Below are 20792 nucleotides of genomic sequence, written 5' to 3' on the forward strand. Positions count from 1 at the left end.
ACTTAGTAAATGCCTTCTTCCCCGAATTTTTTGGCCAGCCGGTTCGTGATCACAACTAAAACGAGTCCGATCACTGACTTGAACATGCCGACCGCCGCGCTGAAGCCGAATTGGCCGCCCAAGATCCCCACCGTGTACACGTAGGTGTCGAACACCTCCCCAACTTCTCGGTTGAGCGTATTAAGCATCAGATAGATTTGTTCGAAGCCGGTATCGAGAAACGATCCCAGCCGCAGAATCAGCAGGATGACGATGGTGCTTCGTATCGAAGGCAGTGTAATGTGATAAAGCTGCCGCCAGCGGTTCGCCCCGTCCATACGGGCCGCCTCATAAAGCTGAGGATTAACGCCGGCCAGCGCCGCCATAAAGATAATCGTTCCCCATCCCGTCTCTTTCCATATGACTTCCAGGGTGACCATCGGTCTAAACCAGCGGGTGCTGTCCAGAAAGTGCACTTTCTGGAAACCGAGCGACTGCAAGATCTCATTGACTACACCGTTCTCGATCGTAAAGAAAAAATAGAAAAAGCTCACAACGATAACCCACGAAAGAAAATGTGGAACGTAAACTAGCGAAACGACGATCTTCTTATACACTTCATGCCGGACTTCATTGAGCATGAGAGCGATAATAATAGGCAACGGAAAGAACAGAAAAATGTTGTACGCCGCCAGGATCGCGGTATTTCGCAGCAGCATCCAGAAATCGGGGCTGCTGAACAAAGCATGAAAATGAGCGAAGCCCACCCACTCGCTTTTGGCGATTCCAAGGAATGGCATATAGTTCTGAAACGCAATGACCAGCCCCCACATCGGAACATAACGGAAAATCAGAAAATAAATGACGCCCGGCAGCAGCATGAGATATAGCCAATAGTCTCTTTTTACTTCCTTTAAAAACTTGCCCCATACCCCTTCCGTCTGGGCGACGTTAGGATGGTGATTATTCTCCGCTACTTCTGTCAACGCTTTCAATATGATTCCTCCCATCTCCTGTTTGATAAGGCTAAGGTACTAGAAGGGGAGGCAGATTGTAAATAATCCGCACCGCAGTACTCTACTGATCATTCCGTTTCCCCGGTTTTCGTGGATAATCTCGAGCACAGTAACGAAATGATTATCCAAAAAGTCCCCCAAAAGGACGATTGCCTTCGAAGCTGAATCCGATTACTTTTGGGGGAGCCCCCTAATAGCAAAAAAACGCGCATACCACGCGCTCTTTCGAGAGCGGCCGGCCTGCGCTGTTCAAGGTGCTTTATTCGTGATGCTTCACCAAATTATCTCGGTACTGTTTAGGCGTAATGCCTTCCATCTTCTTAAAATAACGAATAAAATTTTGCGAATTGCTGAAACGCAGCTTTTCGGCGATCTCCTGAATTTGATCATCGCTCTCTGCCAGCAGCCTTCTTGCCATATTCAGCCTATAATGGGATAAATAATCGCTAAAGCTGCTTCCCATTTCTTTTCGGAAAATTTGCCCCAAATAGTTCGGGTTATAATGAAGACGGGAAGCACAGGCTTCCAACGTCAACTCGGAATGGTATTCATCATGAATGATCTGAATCAATGTTTTGATGATATTCTTCTGCTGGGATTCGCTACGAGCCAACATTTCCTCCAAGGTCGGTTCCACGACATGACCGTATATCCAAGTCTCCATTTCTTGAACGGAAGTCTGCAGCAGCTGATCCAGCTTCTGAAAAATCGGTTTTTCTTTAAACAACGAGATGAACATTTCATCTGATTGATGCGAAATCTTGATCAAATCCATCAGCAACAGAAAAATAAACATGGAACAATATCGATAGCCAAAGTGACCCGAACACATTTCTGCAATGATGTTATGAAGCGTGCGTTTCGATTGCTCAACGTCGGCAAATTTGATCGCATCGATTAATTCTTTCACCATAAAACCAGGGTATTTACCAGTGTTGCCCGATTCGTTCACATCAAAATCGGAAGCATACAGGATGGCTTCCCTGCCCTGGATAAACCTTGATTTTAACGCATCCGTTGCCTCGCCATATGCAGTAGAAGCTTCTACCGGTTTGTAGAACGGACGGCTGATCCCAATGCTTACTTGAAGACGCAAATACTGCTTAACAACCTGCTGGATAGAACGAGACAGTAAATAAAGTTCCTCCTTGAAGGCGTCAACATTTTGATGCTCAGCGCCGAGCAGAACGACTTGCATATGATTCATAATGACGGGATTCAGCACTAATAATTCCGAGGCGGTTTCGCCCAGCATATTTTTTACGGCAAATAATAAAAGATCGCTGTCCGTGTCCTTATAACCGGTATCTGTTAATGTGTCGATCTGCACCGTGAGCACACAATAATGGTTCCAGCACGCATCAGGCCCTAGGTTACTTTCGATTTCCTGGGGTGCCACTTCACCTTGAAACAATTTATAAGCAAAAAAATCGTTCAGCTGATTCTTTTGAATATGTAACTGCCCTCTGAGCTTCTGGCTGTCCTGAAAAAAAGCATGCATCCGACTATTAATATAATCCATTTCGTTGCTTTGCAACTGGACATTCAATTTATCCGAGGAGTTGAATGCGACCATATGGTACAGCCGTTTGATTGGAGAGTATAGTCTTCGGGTACCGTAAAAGGAAAAAAAGAAAAACACGTCAATCACAACAAAACCTGTGATAAAAATAAATAGGCCGATGAACCGGGAGTTTTGCTCGGCCTCTAGGGTCGATACCATCGATAAATAGGTCCATTTGTATTTTTCAGAATGCCGAAAAGTGAAGGAATATTTTGATCCATTAATTCTCGTTACGAAATTACCTTGGTGGGCTTGCTGCACTTGCGATTGAGTCATTTGGGCAATCTGGTTCAAGTCTTGATCGCGAAGGTCATACTGCGTTATGCTCCGAATCCCTTTGCCCTTGTCGTCAATCATCGTCATTTGGCCTAAGTCTTTGCTCGCCATCAACTCACGAAACAAATCGATGCTCGAAATTTTTGTTCTCACGATTCCCTGGAATCGGTCAAATGCTGAAAAGGGCACCTTCAATGTGTACTGGAAAAAATCAGAATCATCCGTTTTACTCCATGTTGAGCCTGAGGTGACTTGCCTAAGTTGATTCATTTCTTCACCGGTGTATACCTCGGTTATCGGGAGTACCCCGCCATTTCGTAAAACCCACCCTTTTTCCAAATTAATAATTTCTAGACTGTTGATGATCGAGGAATGCGAATATAAAGAGCTAATCTCTGCCACCATATTTTTAACCTTCACATAATTGTCATAGCTGTTCATAGTAAGGTTATCGTTCAATATACTAGTAAAGCTCGGAAGCAAAGTAAATTGGATGATGGCGCTTTCAACGGATTGAAACGAATTTTCCAACTGAATCTGCGTCTGAAGGAGAAGCTGTGCATTTATTTTATCGATCTTCTCGCTCATTAAGGCGGATGTCTTATAATAGGCAATGTAACCGAGAATCGAAACGGCGATGATGACCAGTACAATGTTGAAGAAGAGCAGCTTTACGAAGTAACTTGTCCTTCTCATGATCATCCCCCTTCTCGAGATAACATTCGCATTGTAAGAATCTTCTATATCACTTGTATCATCCCCTGCAATAAAACAAAAAAACCGCGTTTAACGCGGTGATTAATGAGATAAAGTTCTGAATCTATCCTTTAATTCCACTGGCGGCTATGCCGCCGATCAAATATTTTTGGCATATGAAGAAAATGATTAGGGGTACGATGGTCACTAAACTTGCGATAGCCATCAAGTTGTTCCACTCGGTCAGGTAACTGTTCCGGAACAGATTAAGTCCCAGTGTAAGCGTATAATTTCGTTGGTCGTTTAAGAAAATAAGCGGTCCCATAAAATCGGTCCATGAACTCATCACTTGAAAAATGGCCACGGTCACAAGGGCGGGAGAAACAATCGGCAGCAATATCCGTGAGTAGACTTGGAAAGTGTTGCATCCGTCGATAATGGCAGCCTCGTCAAGATCATAGGGAATCGTCAAGAAATACTGCCGCAGCAGGAAAATATTGAATGCTGAGCCGAAGAAGGATGGAATGATGAGACAACGTAGCGTATCAATCCAACCCAGCATTTTAAATTCCACATAGAGCGGAATGAGTGTTACCTCATAGGGGATCATCATGGAAGCAAGCAGTATGGCGAACCAGAAGTTTCTACCTCTAAATACGAGCCTAGCGAAACCGAATGCTACGATTGAGGAAGAAATAACAGTCCCAATCGTCGTCAAGACGACAATGATGACCGTATTTTTAAGAAATAGTGTAAACGGGGCAACCGTCCAGGCTGCTCTGTAATTTTGGAATATGAAATGGTCCGGAATCCATTGGGGCGGGAATACGAATATCGCTCCCGGCTCCTTGAGCGAGGTCGACACCATCCAGATGAAAGGGATTATAAATACGAACGAAGATAAAATAAGAAAGGCATAAGTTATACTTTTACCGAATATGTTCATCCGAGTCATCGTTAGCCCTTCCTCTCAGTCTCGTAGTAGACCCACGATTTGGACGTTCTAAACACTAATAACGTTAAAACCGCGATAATGGCGAAGAGAACCCATGACAGTGCAGCTGCATAACCCATTTGCAGATCCTGAAACGCCTTATTGTAAATATAGAGCGCATAAAAATAGGTGGAATTGAGCGGCCCCCCTTTGGTCATCACATAGCCTTGCGTAAATGTTCGAAATGCACCGATAATCCCCATAATCAAGTTAAAAAAGATCGTAGGCGTAATCATCGGGAGAGTTACCGTCCAGAACTGCCTAAATTTTGTAGCGCCGTCAATGCTTGAAGCATCGTAAAACAGCTGCGGAATGTTTTGCAATCCAGCTAGGAAAATGACGATCCCTCCACCGGAACCCCACACGCTCATCATGATTAATGAAGACAGCGCCCATTTCGGGTCCCCGAGCCAATCCGGACCTTTAATGCCTACGAACGATAAAAAATAATTTAAAATCCCGAAGTCTGGTTGCAGCACCCACATCCACAAAACAGCTACCGCAACTCCCGTAATAACAGAAGGTAAATAAAACAAGGTCCGAAATATTCCCATGCCCTTTATTTTCAGATTGAGTAATAATGCCAGAAGTAGAGATACAATCAGTCCTAAAGGAACCGAGACAATGGCATAAGTGAACGTAATCTTAATCGATTTCCAAAATAACGGATCCAGAGTAAACATATCGATATAGTTTTTGGGCCCGATAAAAACGGGTTTATCGAGCAAGCTCCATTTATAAAAACTGATGATCAATGAAAAAATTAACGGACCTAGAGCAAAGGCTGTAAATCCGATGATCCACAACCCGATAAAACTGAAACCCTCAAACTGTCGAATCATTCTATTCTTTCGTTTCATCCGCTCACCGCTTTCGACTCTATTGATATAGATTGAATCGGGACATGGGATCATTTACCAACTTGCAATGTCGTATTTATTTCTTTGACCGCATTATTCAAGGCATCCTGCGCAGTCATCTTCCCTAATATTGTCGCTTCCATGGCATTCGTGAGTTTCTCGTCGATCTTGCTCCACTCCGGCGTAGTATAATAGGAAGGCGTTACCGACGCATACTTAATCATTTCGAGGAACGGCTTGAAATAAGGATCCTCAGCCGTCTTTAGCTCTTGCGCGATCGACGGCATCTCTGGAAGACCGAAGCCCAGCTTAACGAAATCCGTCTGGCCATCCTTGCTGCCCATATAGTTGGCGAATTTGAATGCCGCATCTTTGTTCTTGGACGTTTTGGAAACGACAAATCCGCTTGTGTGCATGACACCGACGAGCTTGCCGTTCTTACGAGGCATCATCGCTGTGCCAAAGTTGAAGTTGTTCATTTTCTTTAAGTCATTCAACGGCCATAATCCACTTTCGAACATAGCCACTTTGCCCGTCTTAAACATCTCTGTTCCTCCGCCCATCGTGGTAGATGCCGACGGGGACGGCGATACTTTGTACTTATTGACCAGATCGGCATACCACTGAAGCGCTTCCGCCGTTTGCGGAGAATTCATAATACCGTTAACGGTTTTACCGTCTTCGCTAATTAATTTGCCACCATTGGTCCATACAAACTGCTGCAATGTGTACGTATTTTTGGCCTCGGTAACGAAGCCATACACCCCATTGCCGGTTAGCTTCTGTGCGGCACTCAAGAAATCGTCATATGTCCAATCGTCTTTCGGATAAGGAACGCCGGCTTTATCGAACAAAGCTTTGTTGTAGAAAATCGCTCTCGTCGAGGGAATATTAGGAATGGAATAAAGAACATCGTTCACCTTAGAGGCCTTGAAAATCTCCGGGTAATATTGATTTGGATCAATCTCACCGCTTTTGATATGAGAGTCCAAGGGCTCTAGAGCCCCTCGGGCCACGAGCTGCGGGTAGTTCCACCACAAAAAAACGTCTGGAGCATTACCAGCAGCAAGCGACGTGAATATTTTCTGCTCATAGCTGTCCGGTACGGATTCAACCTGTACTTTAATGTTCGGAAATTTAGCCTGGAAACCAGCCACGACAGCTTTGTACGTTTCCAATGAACTAGCCGTATCCCACGTCGAGAAACGGATGGTCACAGGCGCATCTTTGGCTTCGATTTTCGGGGCATCTGTCGCTGAGCTTTTGATATTGGATGGACTTGTATTGCCGGCCGGTTGCGATCCGCTGCAAGCGGCTGCAGTGAACAAAATTGTCATACTAAAAGAAAATGCCGTCATTTTTTTCAACATACGTTTTTCCCCCTCAGAATGGTAATTTTTCAATTGAAACCTGGCATGCAACGATATTTCTCAGCTTTCTTCCCGCGAAGATCACCTCCCGACCGAATTTCCTTTTTTTAAAATCTGATCCTTCTTTCCGCCTTTATCGAATCGACCGCCCTACACGTAATTTCCCAGCTATGCAAATTATCGCCTATATGGGTAATCGGTTGACGGCCTTCACGGATCGAATTAAGCATCTCAACCAGCGAATATTGCAATCCCTTGTAGGTCATATCTGGCAGTGGAATACGTTGTTTGGACCCATCCAGTTTTATGATATAGAGAGTGTCGTCATGCGATTCGATCGCGCCCTCGCTGCCGATAAGACGGAAATTGCCGTGCCATGGCGTATCGGTTCCGCGATTGATAAAGCTCCCGTAGTAGTGAACCATCACGTCGGGTTCAAATCGGATAATGGCGGAAACCGCTCCATTGCTGTCGAGAAAATTCCAAGATGGACTTGCGCTTTCAGCGTAAACAGATACCGCATTGGCACCTAGCAAATACCGCATCAAATCGAAATGATGAATGCACATTTCTTTCATAAACATCTCTTCCATTTGCTTGCGCCATACGACGAACGAGCTGGTTGCAGTATGGTTGCGGGCGAATAACCATTCTACTTCTTCTATGCGGCCGACGATATTGGAATCCACAGCGGCTTTGACCGCCTGAATAGCGGGATTCCAGCGGTAATTTTGGCTGATCATGACATACATTCCACTTTTGTCGGCAATGTCCGCCATTTCCATGGATTCGTTCCAATCCAGAGAAATCGGTTTTTCCATAATGACATGGAGTCCCGCTTTCAGCATATCCTCCATGATTTTTTTGTGCGTGCCGGGAGGAGTGACCACCACAGCAATGTCCGCCGTCGTTTCCTGAAGCGCCTTGTTGTAATCCGTATACGTGGGGATAGGTTTACCCCCAAGCAAAGACCTAGCCATCTCCAAATTGTCCATGCTCATGTCCACGATCGCGGCCAATTCGACTTCTTCCATTGAGAGGATCGTTGTGATCCAATGCAATCCGTGCAATCCTGTACCAATTTGAATGATTCTGATTTTATTCATGTTTTTTACCTCGCTTTCCATTCACTTCAGTGATAGAGGAGCATTAGTAAAGCGTTTTCAAAAAATTGTTTATTCAATAACACCCAAGCACTGGAAACAAAACAATTACGATAATAACGACTTGACTATTCGGGTTATAAATGAAACAATTATTTATGAAAAATCGATACCTATTAATCGGAGTGATTATATGGAGATCCTATCAATGCATTACGGGAAGCACTGCGTTCCAGAATGGAAGTGGCATGTTCCCGTCGGTTGTCATCCAGGGTTTACCTTGTGGAGTATTTGGGGTGGAGAAGGTCAAATCATGTTAGGCAAGAACTGCTACAAATTAAGCATCGGTGATGTTTTTTTTATCAATTATAAGAAGGAAGTCGACGCCTATCAAAATGAACATGCCAGTCTCGATGTACGTTATATAGATTTTACATTGCGAAATCCGGATATCTTGTGTGACTTGCCTGAGCATCGTCATTTTGATCAATATCATTTTGTACTCGAGCTTTTCAATCGCTTTCGTTTAACCGAAGAGAGAAATAACTTGATTCAAATGGAAATATGGCTGCAAGCACTTATTACGGAATATCAAAATATAACGTCAACATCAACTGGAGCATATACAATAAAAATTGATGAGCTATGCCGCATGTTTCAACAACATCCACAGCAGCAATATGATATGAGCGAACTTGCCCAGAACTTTTCTCTTACGACAGATCATTTTATTCGCATTTTTAAACAGGAACGCGGCGTTACGCCCTACGCCTATCTGCAGCGCTGCAGGTTGGAAACTGCCAAAACTCTGTTGCGCATGTCTACTCTCAGTATCACGGACATTGCGAGCAGTTGCGGCTTTTCTGATATCTATAATTTTTCTCGTTTTTTTCAGTCAAAAACAGGAATTTCTCCGAGCAGATTTCGTAATTGATATGCTTCATCAATCAATCATTCGAGTTTGACCGGCGTGTTATTTTCAGCACTCAAGTAAGCCATATCTAACATTTGGGTAATCTTTAGTCCCTGTTGCGGCGTGCACGGTACCTCCTCATTATTGACAATCGCATCCAGAAACGCTTGCCGAATGTTTGGCATCTTAGAAATCGCTATATGTTCTAATGGAATATCGTGTACTTCTCCGTCGATTTCCAAAAACACTTTATTTCCTGCAGATTTACTATCTCCAACTACTTTATGCAGGACCGCACCGCCCTTGGAGCCATAAATTCGTGTTGTAATCACCTCGTTCTCCCGGTTGCTGGCCCAAGATGCTTCCAATTCAAGCATAAGCCCGTTTGTCATACGAAACATCGCTACACCCATGTCTTCAAGCTCAAAATTCTGAATGCCTCTGCGAGCTGCCTCGTCCTTTGAGACCTTGCAGAACGTGTTAGCAAGTACCCATTCCGGATCTGGATGCCCGCAAAACCACATAGCGCGGTCAAGCACATGGACGCCAAGATCAATGATTGCTCCACCGCCACATTGCTCTTTTCCAGATGAAAGCGGATACCACCATGGCACTCCTCGTCTTCGTTGCCACTGTGTACGCACATAATAGATATCGCCAAGCTTGCCTTCGTCGATAACGGATTTTAACGTTTGGCATTCCTGCTGAAAACGCTGATTGAAGTTGATCATCAACTTCTTGTTGTGCTTTTGAGCAGCTTCAAGCATTTTCTTCCCCTCTGCCGCATTTCTTGCCATAGGCTTTTCACAAAGTACATGCGCGCCTGCTTCCATCGCCTGAATGGAAAGCCTCATATGCAAAAAATTAGGAACTGCGAGGCTGATCGCATCCAAATTTTCCTCTTTTAGCATCTTATCGAAATCCGTATATTTTTTTGAAATGTTATATTTATCGCCTATCTCTTTCAGTCTTGATTCATCAACGTCGCACAATACAATTTCTTTAACGGTGTCGCTGTTGGCGTAGTCTTTAACATGACTTGCTCCCACAGTTAATCCGACAACACCTACTTTAAGTTTTCTGTTGTTCAAGCTTATCCCCCCGTTATTTTATTGCAGAAGCATATATCACAATAATTCTTAGTTCCTCGGGACCGTTATTAATAAGACCGTGGCTGCCGTTTGCACGGCAGACGCTTATGTCGCCGGCCGACATCTCGTATTGGTCGCCATCAAGCTCCATGATTCCGTGACCAGAAATGCAGTAATACCACTCTTCCATGGGAACATCGCTGTTATGCTGGTGATAGCCGAAGGTAGAACCTGGTGGGATGATATCATCATGAATGAATTTGATGTACTGCTTATCGCTTGAGGACACCGTTTGAATAATATCCTTTAGTTGAAAAGGACCTTTGCCGCCATGGCAATTTTGACGAGTCTCATACGCTTGTGACTTATTTTCGATAAATTCCGTTTTTTTCATAATATAACTCCTTTTCAAACATGAGTTGTTTTTACTAAATTAATCATAGGCTTGACAAACTGGAATGTAAATGTAAAAAGGCGATATGATTTGTGAAAAATCGATATGAACGTGATTTTAATTTTAGTGGTTGTCCCCCTAATATCTCTGAAAATATTTTCGAAAAAGTCATCATTGATATTTCGAATCAATTTAACAATCACCAATAAATTGTTAAGCTGGTAGCACAGCAAACTCCTATTTTTCAGTCATTGTTTATCATGTGCTAACAAGCAACATTACCATTTTTGTAAGTAAAAAGGCGTTCACGTATCATGATTGATGCGTGAACGCCTTTTTACTCAACGCCTTGCCAACGAATAAGATCATCAGATTACCCCATAAAAAAACCACTTCAAAACGTTATTGTCTACTTCAAAACTTATTTGTAATCCAACAAGCCGACGAGCAGTCCTTTAGACTCGGCAAGAGCCAGTACTTCATGCGCGTCTTCCCGCGTCAGAGCGGACGGCTTTTCCGTGTACACATGCTGCTGGCCTGCAGCGCTTTCAAATTCAGCGAAGCGTGGGCAGCGGGTGCCGCAATTTCCAGATTCGCAAGCAGCTCCTCGACCGTGCTCGCAGCCGATACGTTGAATTCTTCCGCACGCTTTTTGGCAAGCTCCGGCATTAAATCCGCACAAGCGATGACGTCGACGATATGATTGAACGCCTTCGTCAAGTTTTTCAAATAAATCCCGCTGATCATGCCGCAGCCGATAACTCCGACCTTCACTCTTTTCATAGAAAATCACCCATTCTTTCCGTTTGATCCTGATCTCATGTATGAGCCTTATCCATAGAACTATTCTTTAACCGCACCAATTACGATACCCTTAACAAAATATTTATGCAGGAACGGATAGACGATCAAGATCGGCAATGCGCCGATAAAAATTTACGAAGACCTCAACGTCCTTTTTGACAGCTTGGCGACCGTTTCGGGATCGAGCTTCGAGAAGTCCGTCTGGGTAATTATCGTTTGAGGAAGCTCGCAAGCGGAAGCTTCGTAACAGATGCGTCTTAGACTCATTGTCAATCACTCTATTGGTCCGACGTGTACTCAGGTCGCCAATAGTCCTTATCCGTTGGCGTTCTTCGCCATTGGCGGAATGCACCCACTTGGAGCTACTCTCGTTGGTTTAAGGCGCTTACGATCTCCACTCACGCAAACTCACAGACTTTGACGAAGCACGTCCCCTTTGCCTCTGTCTTCCCTCTTTTGAAGCGGAAGCAGGTTATGCGACTGAGTCTTCTTACTCGCGTGCATACTCATCCGAGTTTCCCCCTCCAGACTGTTACCAGCTTTCATCGGCTCGGACTTACTCGCTACTTCGGATCGATCCGCGATCTCGCAGCCCATCGATTCGGCTTTCCCTATAAGGTTATACCTCCCCTACCTTGTCCACGTTTGCGTCAAGGACGCTACAAGACTTCCCTCAGTTATCTGCACATTCTATTCCATCCATCCTGACCCTAATCACGTCGATGAGCCTTGCAGGTCATATCCCTTTATTTGTTTTCCTGCAAGATATACATATTTGCATAAGTTTCCCCGTTTGTTTGGCGGGTCACCCAACATCGCCGCCACCTCTGGTTCACCACATTCCGAGCTGATTTTTACCTGCAGGCCCTTCGGATTCCCTCTCACGAGAGACACCCTGCCAATCCTAACCCTGCGGGATTAGGACCTCTATTTCGGCTACGGCACTTTAAAGGGTAAAGTTACCGAGTGGATTTGAACCACTTAGATTGTGCGACTGTGAGGCGCACAAACAAACCGGAACCCCTAGATTGGAGTTCCGGTCTTATAAACACTAAACAACTTCATTCAACCGCCCATCCCGAAATCGCACAATCCGATTCGCCTGTTGGGCAATCAATAAGTCATGCGTAATCAAAATAATCGTCCGACCTTGTGCATTTAATCTCTTTAAAATGTTTAAAATCTCCACACCTGTCTTCGAATCTAAAGCTCCCGTAGGTTCATCCGCCAAAATAATTGCTGGATCTCCTGCCAATGTTCGCGCAATAGCAACACGTTGCTGCTGTCCACCAGATAGCTCTGATGGAAAATGCATCTTTCGATCCAACAAGTCCACCGATTCTAGTGCATGTAAAACGAGCGGCTCTCTTTCCTTTTTGCTCACTCCCCGATAGATCAAAGGCAACTCCACATTCTCATAGGCACTTAATCTCGGCAGCAAGTTGAAGCTTTGAAAAACGAAGCCAATCTTCTGATTACGAATCTCAGCAAGCCCAGAATCCTTAAGTACGTTTATTGCTTGACCATCCAGATCATAGATACCTTTATCTACAATATCCAAACACCCGATGATGTTCATCAGTGTGGATTTGCCGGAGCCTGACGGTCCCATGATTGCCACGAACTCTCCATGATCAATATCTAATGAGACGTCATCTAACGCTTTAATCGTTTCCTCACCCATCGTATAATACTTACTGGCATTTTCGATATGAATTAATGTCATAACCTTCACCTCCATTACTTGCACAGAGTCCAAATAAATGAAGTATTTGATTTGTAACCCTTACCGTTTTGCCTTATAAAACTCATGATAAAGCTTCATCAGCGCCCGCTTCTCAATCCTCGAAACATAGGAGCGGCTAATGCCGAGCTCCTTCGCAATCTCACGCTGCGTTCGCTCTTCCCCGCCAAGCTCCAGCCCAAACCGGCCAACGACGACTTCCTTCTCGCGATCGTCCAAGATTTCTAAGTTCCGATATATTTTACTCTTCTCTATCTTCAACTGCACCTTATCCACGACATCATCCGCTTCTGTCCCGAGGATGTCGATCAATGTAATTTCGTTCCCCTCTTTATCCGTTCCGATGGGATCATGCAAGGATACATCTTTGCGCGTTTTCTTCAACGAGCGAAGATGCATTAGTATTTCATTTTCGATACAACGCGCTGCGAAAGTCGCCAGCTTCGTCCCTTTGTTCGGCGAAAACGACTCGATAGCTTTGATCAAACCGATCGTCCCAATCGAGATCAAATCCTCCAAATCTTCTCCTGTATTGTCGAATTTTTTTACTATATGGGCGACCAACCTTAAATTATGCTCAATCAGTTTATTTCTGGAATTATCATTACCTTCTGCCATAAGCCTCAGATGTCGTTCTTCTTCTTCCTCAGTGAGAGGCTGTGGAAACGCATTATTTTTGACGTAGGATACAAGCAAGGTTAGCTGCTTGATTAATACGGCTATTGCGCTAAACAATCCAGGCATTCCAGTCACCCCCTTCAATGTTAGCGGATCTTAGCTGTTCGGAAGTCTCCGCTTTAAGCTTAGTATAAGTGTATGTAGGTTGGAGCCTAGAAGTGCCTGTACCTAATAACTTAGACAAAGAAGTCATCTGGAACTAGCTCATTTAAATCAACTTGTGGGGATCTTGTTACACTAAGATAAGAAAGTAACTTGAGTCTCCTCTGATTGAACTCATAAATCGCCTGCTCTTTTGAGATCTCCATCAGAAAAAACTTCAATTTTACGTCCTTAAACTTTCTATGCTTATTGATTTCTGACATACAAATAAATCCTCTGGCAGCAAGTTCCTCTACCTTAGAAATATCTATAACAACTACATCCAACAATTCACTAATCCCAAAGACACTTAGAAAATGTTGAACTAAAACGACTGGCTTCGCCTCTAAGAGAGAGATTGTCCCATAATCGGATACAACCTTTTTCTCTTTTTGAAGGAGTGAAGAGCATGAACGTTTTCTAAGTCTGTACCACTCTCCAGATAAGATCTCTAGTTTTTTATGATATTCATGCCAAACCACCAATTGATCTTGAATATCCATATCAGCCCACCAAATGTTATATGTATCTTTCAATTGTTTATTGGGGCTAAAACGAACAAACTTCTCTACTAATAGCATATCTTTATTAATTAATCTTAATAGCTGATCTTCACTTAACTTCTCTATACAAATAGAACATGCATGAACCAAAATGCCTAGATCATAAAACATCTCCTTTAGAGCATCCTTATCCCAAGCGTATTCTTTGTTAGAAATAAACTTGCTAACTACACCCGTTTCCTTCCATTCAATTCTCATTTTTTCAGAACTCATTTGAAACAGACGAACATTTTCCTTAATACTGCTCGTAATGAATTCACACTGTTTCATTTCCTTATACTTGCCCTGCTCAAAAAAATAGTTGAGATGAAAGATTGTCATTTGATAAACTACTCCCACTCAACTATCTTCATGGGACTATATACATTTGCCTGCTTTAACTTGAACTTTCTATGCAGCACTACACCAACATCCGTTTCTTTGTTGGTCTTCTCTGCTAACAAGCTTTCTAAGTGGCCAATCATTGTAATTTGAACTTCATTACCTAGATAATGAACTCTCACCTCATCAATAAGCCATTCAACGATTTTTCTTCTATCTTCAAATGATAGTTCTGAGCCATCGCTTCCAATGAACTCCTTAATGCGTTCTGTAGCTAATGTAATCTTCTCAGCATTCAAATTCCCCTCTTCAAACGCTTCAAGTTGCAATAAATAATTGTCTAGAATTCGTTGAATATCTAACTTAGAAACATTGATTTTGGCAATCTCTTCTGCCATCTGCTCCTCATTAATTACATCACGCATAAACATTATTTTTATTTTTTCAATTTCTTTCCCCTTTTCATTGAGTTGATTTCTTGCTAACTCACTAGCTTGTTTAATCTCACTAGCAATCGACTCAGACATAATATCTAACTGTGCAATATACTCATTTGGGTCAGATACCACTGACATTATGAGATTCCATATAAAATCCTCAAGTAAATCAGCTCTTAAAGTCTTTGCAGGACAAGCTGTTACTCCATTTCCATAACGCTTTGGGTTTTTATTTGGACATCGATAACAGGTATACTTTCTTTTCACACCATCGTACAAACCTTTTGAAGCATAGGTTGTACAATCCCAAGTTCTTCCACAATGTGAACATCTAATTATTGATTTAAGAAGATATTCATATTTTGTATTTCCGGATCTAGTAGTGTTTTTCACTTTTTGCTCTTGTGCTAATTCAAAAATTGCCGAATCAACGATAGGCTCAATTTCAACCAAAATCCAGTCACCTTTCTCACGAAATTCATAAGTTTTTTTAGGTGCACCGCCTTTGGTTTTCTCACCTTTAACCTTTTTGAATTTTCGGCGATTGTAATAGTATTTACCGATATAAACCTCTGAATTTAAAATACGCGAAATTGAAGAAGATCCCCAATTGCAACTTTCTTGCCTTTTTGGTGATACGCCCAAATCATAAAGTTTACTTCCAATTTCACGAAGCGTTAAGTGATCAAAGATATACCACTGATAAATATTCCGAACAACCTCTGCCTCTTTTTCGTTTATTACGAGATTTTGGTTTTCGAAATTATAACCAAACGGTGGAACGCGCATTGGCATAATCTTCTTATCACGTTCAACTGCTTTAAGCCTGCCGCGCACAGTTCTTTTCTTAATGAGGGCTAGCTCGTACTGAGCAATAACACTCATTAAGTTAAAAAATAATTGCCCTTCCGGTGTAGAAGAGTATTCGGTATCTACGAAAAGCAACGCAACACCCTTCGACTCAAACTCTCTGCAGATAAACAACTTATCAGTAAGGTCCCTAGAGAGCCGATCAGGATGAGTAACAAAAACGTGAGTTATTAAACCAGCTGCTATATCTTGCCGAAGACGGTTAAGCTGCGGGCGTTCAATGTCCTCGCCGCTTGCACCTTCTTCACGGTACACGATTACATCATTTAAGGAATGGCCCAGATCAGCGACCCGCTTTAAGCAAAGTTCAGTTTGTGCGTCAAGGCTTGTACCATCCGCTGCTTGGCTTCCAGTAGAAACGCGTGGGTATATTGCTATAGCCATTTTCTTTTTCCTCTCTTAGCTGCATGTATTTGAGCTCTCTGATCCTTCAGTTCTTGAAAACGAACATAGTATTGGTTCAGATACTCTTCTGGAAGCACTTCAGGAATAGGCAGTAAATTACAACCTATCAACTCTGAATTAGGATTAAGTATGTAAATACAATCAAGGCAATCAGGAGCGTAATAAATCGTTACCTCATTACAAATCGATCCTGATTTTAATCTAAACCATTGCTTTTTTAGAGCTATACTACTTGAGTAGAATCTCCCTTGAAAATCAATGCCCTTATTAGTTAGCAATGCATAACCTTCCTCAAAATCAAACATTCAAACACCTACATTCCAAGTAATAGAACATTTGTTCCCATTACTGTTATGCCCTTAAATATGAAAAATAAACCGACTTTATTCAGTCGGTTTGGATAGCAGCCTTTTGATAATCAGCTCAATAACTCTTTTCTTGGCTGCTATTGCAGCATCATTCTTCGTTGTCATGAGCAGTTGAGTTTGCATCGTTTTCTTTCGGATCGTTGTCGGAGCGCTCTACTCGCTCTTCCTCTTCTTTGATCCATTTCTCTAGAAGTTCTAATGCTCGCTTACGATTCTCCTCCAAAGCAAAAACCCCCTGATTGTTTCATATCAGGAGGTTTCTCAATTTTTATTATTCGTAATTTTATACTACCAATAGCTCATTGCCGTTTAAAATACAATGGCTCAGTCAATACTGAATCTTCACTTTTTATTATATAGCCCCAATGTGTTCTTCCCTCCAATACAGTTAACATACTTCCCTTTATTTGATTGAATTCTCCTATTAGGTCCTCAAATCTAACCAATAATTCATTATTCGAGAAATCCTTTAGGACTTCTATGATAATTTGTCCATTACCTGACTCAACTCTTAGAGAAATATATTTATCTTCATCTAATACCAATCGAATGCCCTTTAAATTTCTTTTTGTACTATTCTTCAACAAGTTTAAAAAAGCATTTTTCGATTCGTCTTTATTTTGAATGTAAAGCAAATGATCATCATCATAGGTTTTCTTGATGTCATCAATAATTAACCAATGATATGGAACTCTACATATTAAAGCTAACGTGGCCTCAAATTCTCTTCCGTACTCGTTAGAAACATTCTCAGAATAACGGAATTTTTTTATTTTGTTTGAACTTACAGAGAGAATCTCTTCTAGTTCCTTATAACTTAATCCCACGAAGTCTGGCTCTATTAGAAAAAATCTACGGTTTTCCTTCTTTTTAAGTTTTAGAAGAAACCCACCCACATAAGATATTCCCATTTGTAAAAGTCCTCGCAAAGTAAAAATGTAAGTGGATGGTCTTTCTTTATGATATTGCATTAATCCTTCTTCAGTAATTTCTCCCTTAAGAAACCTAATTGCCTGTTTTCGATGGTCCTCAAACCAAAAGTCTTCACCTTTTTTTACTCCCAAGTTATCTCACCTGGGTTAAACATAAGGTTTGTTCTCTTTTCTTCGGTTACAACTACCAATTGGTAGTTGTAACATTATGATTCTTAATTTGAGGCATAATTTTAAAGTGATACCTATTTATTTTATAGGTCTTGATTTTTGGGCACTCAACTTTAAAAAGATAACTGAACAAAGAGTAGTCATTACTAATTTTGAGCAGTAAAAAATTATTCTTACATTTAATAAATGTGCAATTCTCTTGCATGTTCAGTCACCTCCCTTCTTTTTAAAATAAACCCAATACCTCAATGTCACTTTACTGAAACAGGACAAACCCCAATAAAAAAAGGCAACCCTTCTCAATTGAGAAAGATTGCCTTCATATTTCACGCATGCAATTTACAACTGTGCTAGTTCAATACACTCCTCCTGCTGCACAGTAGAATTTCGGGTTTCCGTCCGTATCAAAATAAACCCTCATTCACAAATTTGCCAATAAACGCGTGTTCAAATTACCACCATCTATTAGATGACCTAGTTCAGTTCTTTATGTCCATTAAAAATAAACTCTCCATTTTATTAAATACAGAGAGTGGCACACAAATCTTAAACTAGATCAAACAAGAATACCTATTTTCCCCTTTAGCGGAACACAGCGTGTTCTCCAAAAAAGAAATATTATGGGACAAATGGATAAATATGACAATTTATGCAATTGCTTTATTTAAACCATAATTTCACATAATAATCCTTAATACGCAATGAACCTTAGTTCCTATTGTCCGTTGCCGGACGCCCCTTCACTGCCGAATATGTGACGGCAATGAAAATTAGTGTCTATCATAATAAATTGATTTTAGCATGATTATCCAATTTCGAGCAACATTTTTCACAAAATAATACAACAAATCTAGTAAGAATAAAATCTATCAATTTACCAATACTAGTTTAAGAGGTGATTTTATGATTCCGCAACTAAAAGAAAATATCGTTAAGCTTTCAAATCAAACATTGAGCAAAAAAAAGATCAATTTTACAACACTTCAAACAATTTTAGAAAGATCTGGTGCAAATCAAGAATTCGTGAAAAACATACTTAAGGAAATCGAGAGCCATATCCGACTTCGAAACGAAAAGAGAGTAATTAACCGAATTCGTAACGAGAGTCCTGATTTAATTAAAGCTTTCGAAAATCATTATTCCATACGGTACGCAGACACAAGTCTTAAAAACCATAGTTTTCACGTTGGGAAATTTTTGGGATACATTCTTCGGACTTTTCCAGACATATCCCCACTACAATCAATTCATGATTGTAAGAAAATAACTAAAGCTATGGTTATCTCATATCAGGAGCACCATGTTAATGATATGCACCTTGGCAAACTAAAAAAAAGTACACTTAACAGATATTTATTTTCGATGAAATTGTTTTTGGACATGTTGTCTATACTTAGTGTGAATCACATTCGTTACATCATCACTCCTGAACTACGTGCTCAAGGTAAACGAGCAAATGAGTATGTCCATACAGAGGATATTGCTGCATTAGTAGAAAGCATCGAAAAAAGCCAATCAAAAATGAAAATAAGAGATATGAGTATCGTCTTGATGATTATGGAATTAGGCTGTCGCCCAATTGAAGTAGGTAATATTCGTCTTGATGATATTCGCTTGACGGACAGACTTGTTACCCTTCGATCCGTAAAGTCCAAAACAAGAACACTTCAAATGAGTAAGGACTTATCTGAAATAATTAAAAAGTATTTAGAAACAATCCGTTCTCCTTTTAATTGCGAACATAACGTACTTTTTATAAAGCCAAGAGGAACCCCTATGGATTCTCCTGCCATCACCAGTATGTTTAGGGAAAGAAACCTTAAGTGTTTTAAAGAAAAAAGATTTAGCGCAAAATCATTAAGGCATACCTATGCAACAAATGCACTTGATAACTTGAATGATTTCGATCAAGTTTCAGAATCGTTAGGACACAAACATAGACGATCTACTGAATGGTATATCCATCGAAGTGTCCAGAGGCTACTTTCACGTTCCCTCCCTCATAACCCATTAGATCACATAGAAGAGGTGTAAAAGTGAATTTTGAATTTGAAGTCGATATTAGCCCTGAAACGATATGCGATTTATACAAAATTGATATCCATGATTTCCTTGTACTTGTCGAGGGAAAACAAACTGTCCGTAATGAGAAGACAATCTTATTTGTTATTGAAGAATATATTAGAACACTTGAAATGAATGAGGCTAAATCAGAGTTAACGATTAATCTTTATATCACCATTCTTCGAGCGTTTGGAAGGTTTATTTCAAGTAAAGAAGCCGAATATAGAATGGCTGATTTATCTGAAGAAATCTTCATCAAATTTATTCAAACTTGTAAGCCTATTAAATTAGATGAAATTTCAGCGGGCACGTATAACACCTATCGAGCAATCATTCGAAATTTGATGGAATTTGCTCTTACCAAGCAATACATTAGTAAAGACTTACGTGATACCATCGAGAAAAAAAGAGGTGAAATCCTTCCAAGGTATCTCCCCGATGAGTTAGTTCCTAAGTTATTAAACCACGCTAAGAAAACAAATTGGCCATTTTTGAACTATGCTATGATTTATTTTATGCTAGGCACCGGCTGCCGAGTAAGTGAAGTCGCTAATATGAGAATTTGTGATTTCATGATAAACGAAAACCTTATTTTTATCCGCCAGGGAAAAGGGCAAAAAGAACGATACATTCCGATGTATCCTCAGGTAAAAACTGTTATTCTAGACTTTTTAAAACGAACATGCGTTTATGAATGGGATCTTCGTGATCAGTCTCCCCTTTTTTCCAAGCGATTCTATGAAAAACGCGAACCAATAAAAATAGATAATATCCAACATATGATCTCAAGAATTTACCAACAACTTGACGTAAAGGGATTATATACTGTCCATAGTTTGCGTCACACCTTTGCTTACAATGCTTTAACCGCTGGCATGGCCATATACGACCTGCAAGAGGTATTGGGTCACAATAGTATTGAAACCACAAGAATATATACGAAACGACGCCCTGCGGACTTAAGAGATTCAGTCAACCGCTTCCCTTTCCCACTCGAGAAATTGGTAGCGAATGTAATGGGCATAGGAGGGTAACACA

The 20792-nt window shown here is 41.3% G+C and carries 20 protein-coding genes; 3 read left to right on the forward strand and 17 right to left on the reverse strand.

Features of this window, described 5'->3' with window-relative positions:
• Positions 1–2: 2 nt before the first annotated feature.
• The 6 genes from AC58U0_RS11925 to AC58U0_RS11950 all read right to left on the reverse strand — a co-directional run bounded on the left by AC58U0_RS11925 (position 3) and on the right by AC58U0_RS11950 (position 7861).
• A complete protein-coding gene (locus AC58U0_RS11925; protein WP_497379492.1) occupies positions 3–860 on the reverse strand; it encodes an ABC transporter permease in 858 nt (285 codons plus the stop codon).
• Between the two features lie 394 nt (positions 861–1254).
• Positions 1255–3531: a helix-turn-helix domain-containing protein gene (locus tag AC58U0_RS11930; RefSeq protein ID WP_497379240.1), complete on the reverse strand. Its 2277-nt coding sequence runs from the start codon at positions 3529–3531 to the stop codon at positions 1255–1257.
• Positions 3532–3655: 124 nt separating this feature from the next.
• Positions 3656–4486, reverse strand: coding sequence for a carbohydrate ABC transporter permease (locus tag AC58U0_RS11935; protein WP_497379241.1), 831 nt, complete (start codon positions 4484–4486; stop codon positions 3656–3658).
• A gap of 2 nt (positions 4487–4488) precedes the next feature.
• Positions 4489–5385 carry a carbohydrate ABC transporter permease gene (locus AC58U0_RS11940; RefSeq protein ID WP_497379243.1) on the reverse strand — a complete coding sequence of 299 codons (897 nt, stop codon included), beginning with the start codon at positions 5383–5385 and terminating at the stop codon, positions 4489–4491.
• Positions 5386–5435: 50 nt separating this feature from the next.
• Complete coding sequence (locus AC58U0_RS11945; protein WP_497379244.1) at positions 5436–6755, reverse strand: ABC transporter substrate-binding protein; 1320 nt, start codon at positions 6753–6755, stop codon at positions 5436–5438.
• A 107-nt stretch (positions 6756–6862) separates the two neighbouring features.
• The gene (locus AC58U0_RS11950) at positions 6863–7861 is read right to left on the reverse strand and encodes a Gfo/Idh/MocA family protein (RefSeq protein WP_497379245.1); all 999 of its coding nucleotides are present in this window, start codon (positions 7859–7861) and stop codon (positions 6863–6865) included.
• Here AC58U0_RS11950 and AC58U0_RS11955 point away from each other — a divergent pair.
• Positions 7860–8792, forward strand: coding sequence for a helix-turn-helix transcriptional regulator (locus AC58U0_RS11955; RefSeq protein WP_497379246.1), 933 nt, complete (start codon positions 7860–7862; stop codon positions 8790–8792). The genes AC58U0_RS11950 and AC58U0_RS11955 overlap by 2 nt on opposite strands.
• 17 nt (positions 8793–8809) lie before the next feature.
• Here AC58U0_RS11955 and AC58U0_RS11960 read toward each other — a convergent pair whose 3' ends face one another.
• From AC58U0_RS11960 to AC58U0_RS12010, 11 genes are all read right to left on the reverse strand, one after another.
• The gene (locus AC58U0_RS11960; protein ID WP_497379247.1) at positions 8810–9862 is read right to left on the reverse strand and encodes a Gfo/Idh/MocA family protein; all 1053 of its coding nucleotides are present in this window, start codon (positions 9860–9862) and stop codon (positions 8810–8812) included.
• 13 nt (positions 9863–9875) lie between these two features.
• Positions 9876–10256, reverse strand: a complete 381-nt coding sequence (locus AC58U0_RS11965; protein ID WP_497379248.1) for a cupin domain-containing protein — start codon at positions 10254–10256, stop codon at positions 9876–9878.
• A gap of 498 nt (positions 10257–10754) precedes the next feature.
• Positions 10755–11039, reverse strand: a complete 285-nt coding sequence (locus tag AC58U0_RS11970; protein WP_497379249.1) for a Gfo/Idh/MocA family oxidoreductase — start codon at positions 11037–11039, stop codon at positions 10755–10757.
• Between the two features lie 429 nt (positions 11040–11468).
• Positions 11469–11657: a hypothetical protein gene (locus tag AC58U0_RS11975; RefSeq protein WP_497379250.1), complete on the reverse strand. Its 189-nt coding sequence runs from the start codon at positions 11655–11657 to the stop codon at positions 11469–11471.
• A 454-nt stretch (positions 11658–12111) separates the two neighbouring features.
• Positions 12112–12786, reverse strand: coding sequence for an ABC transporter ATP-binding protein (locus AC58U0_RS11980; protein WP_497379251.1), 675 nt, complete (start codon positions 12784–12786; stop codon positions 12112–12114).
• 60 nt (positions 12787–12846) lie between these two features.
• Entirely contained in the window at positions 12847–13548 is a 702-nt protein-coding gene (gene sigK / locus AC58U0_RS11985) for an RNA polymerase sporulation sigma factor SigK (protein ID WP_497379252.1), read from the reverse strand.
• 110 nt (positions 13549–13658) lie between these two features.
• Positions 13659–14507: a hypothetical protein gene (locus AC58U0_RS11990; RefSeq protein WP_497379254.1), complete on the reverse strand. Its 849-nt coding sequence runs from the start codon at positions 14505–14507 to the stop codon at positions 13659–13661.
• A gap of 8 nt (positions 14508–14515) precedes the next feature.
• Positions 14516–16198 carry a recombinase family protein gene (locus AC58U0_RS11995; protein ID WP_497379256.1) on the reverse strand — a complete coding sequence of 561 codons (1683 nt, stop codon included), beginning with the start codon at positions 16196–16198 and terminating at the stop codon, positions 14516–14518.
• Complete coding sequence (locus AC58U0_RS12000) at positions 16189–16524, reverse strand: hypothetical protein (RefSeq protein ID WP_497379257.1); 336 nt, start codon at positions 16522–16524, stop codon at positions 16189–16191. The genes AC58U0_RS11995 and AC58U0_RS12000 overlap by 10 nt, the downstream gene beginning before the upstream one ends.
• A 151-nt stretch (positions 16525–16675) precedes the next feature.
• Complete coding sequence (locus AC58U0_RS12005) at positions 16676–16810, reverse strand: hypothetical protein (protein ID WP_497379258.1); 135 nt, start codon at positions 16808–16810, stop codon at positions 16676–16678.
• 76 nt (positions 16811–16886) lie between these two features.
• Positions 16887–17651: a hypothetical protein gene (locus AC58U0_RS12010; RefSeq protein WP_497379259.1), complete on the reverse strand. Its 765-nt coding sequence runs from the start codon at positions 17649–17651 to the stop codon at positions 16887–16889.
• 942 nt (positions 17652–18593) lie between these two features.
• On the opposite strand from AC58U0_RS12010, the gene AC58U0_RS12015 reads away from it, so the two are divergent.
• Positions 18594–19724: a tyrosine-type recombinase/integrase gene (locus AC58U0_RS12015; RefSeq protein ID WP_497379260.1), complete on the forward strand. Its 1131-nt coding sequence runs from the start codon at positions 18594–18596 to the stop codon at positions 19722–19724.
• Between the two features lie 2 nt (positions 19725–19726).
• Positions 19727–20788, forward strand: coding sequence for a tyrosine-type recombinase/integrase (locus AC58U0_RS12020; protein ID WP_497379261.1), 1062 nt, complete (start codon positions 19727–19729; stop codon positions 20786–20788).
• Positions 20789–20792 lie beyond the last annotated feature (4 nt).

Source organism: Paenibacillus sp. J31P190 (assembly GCF_059692075.1).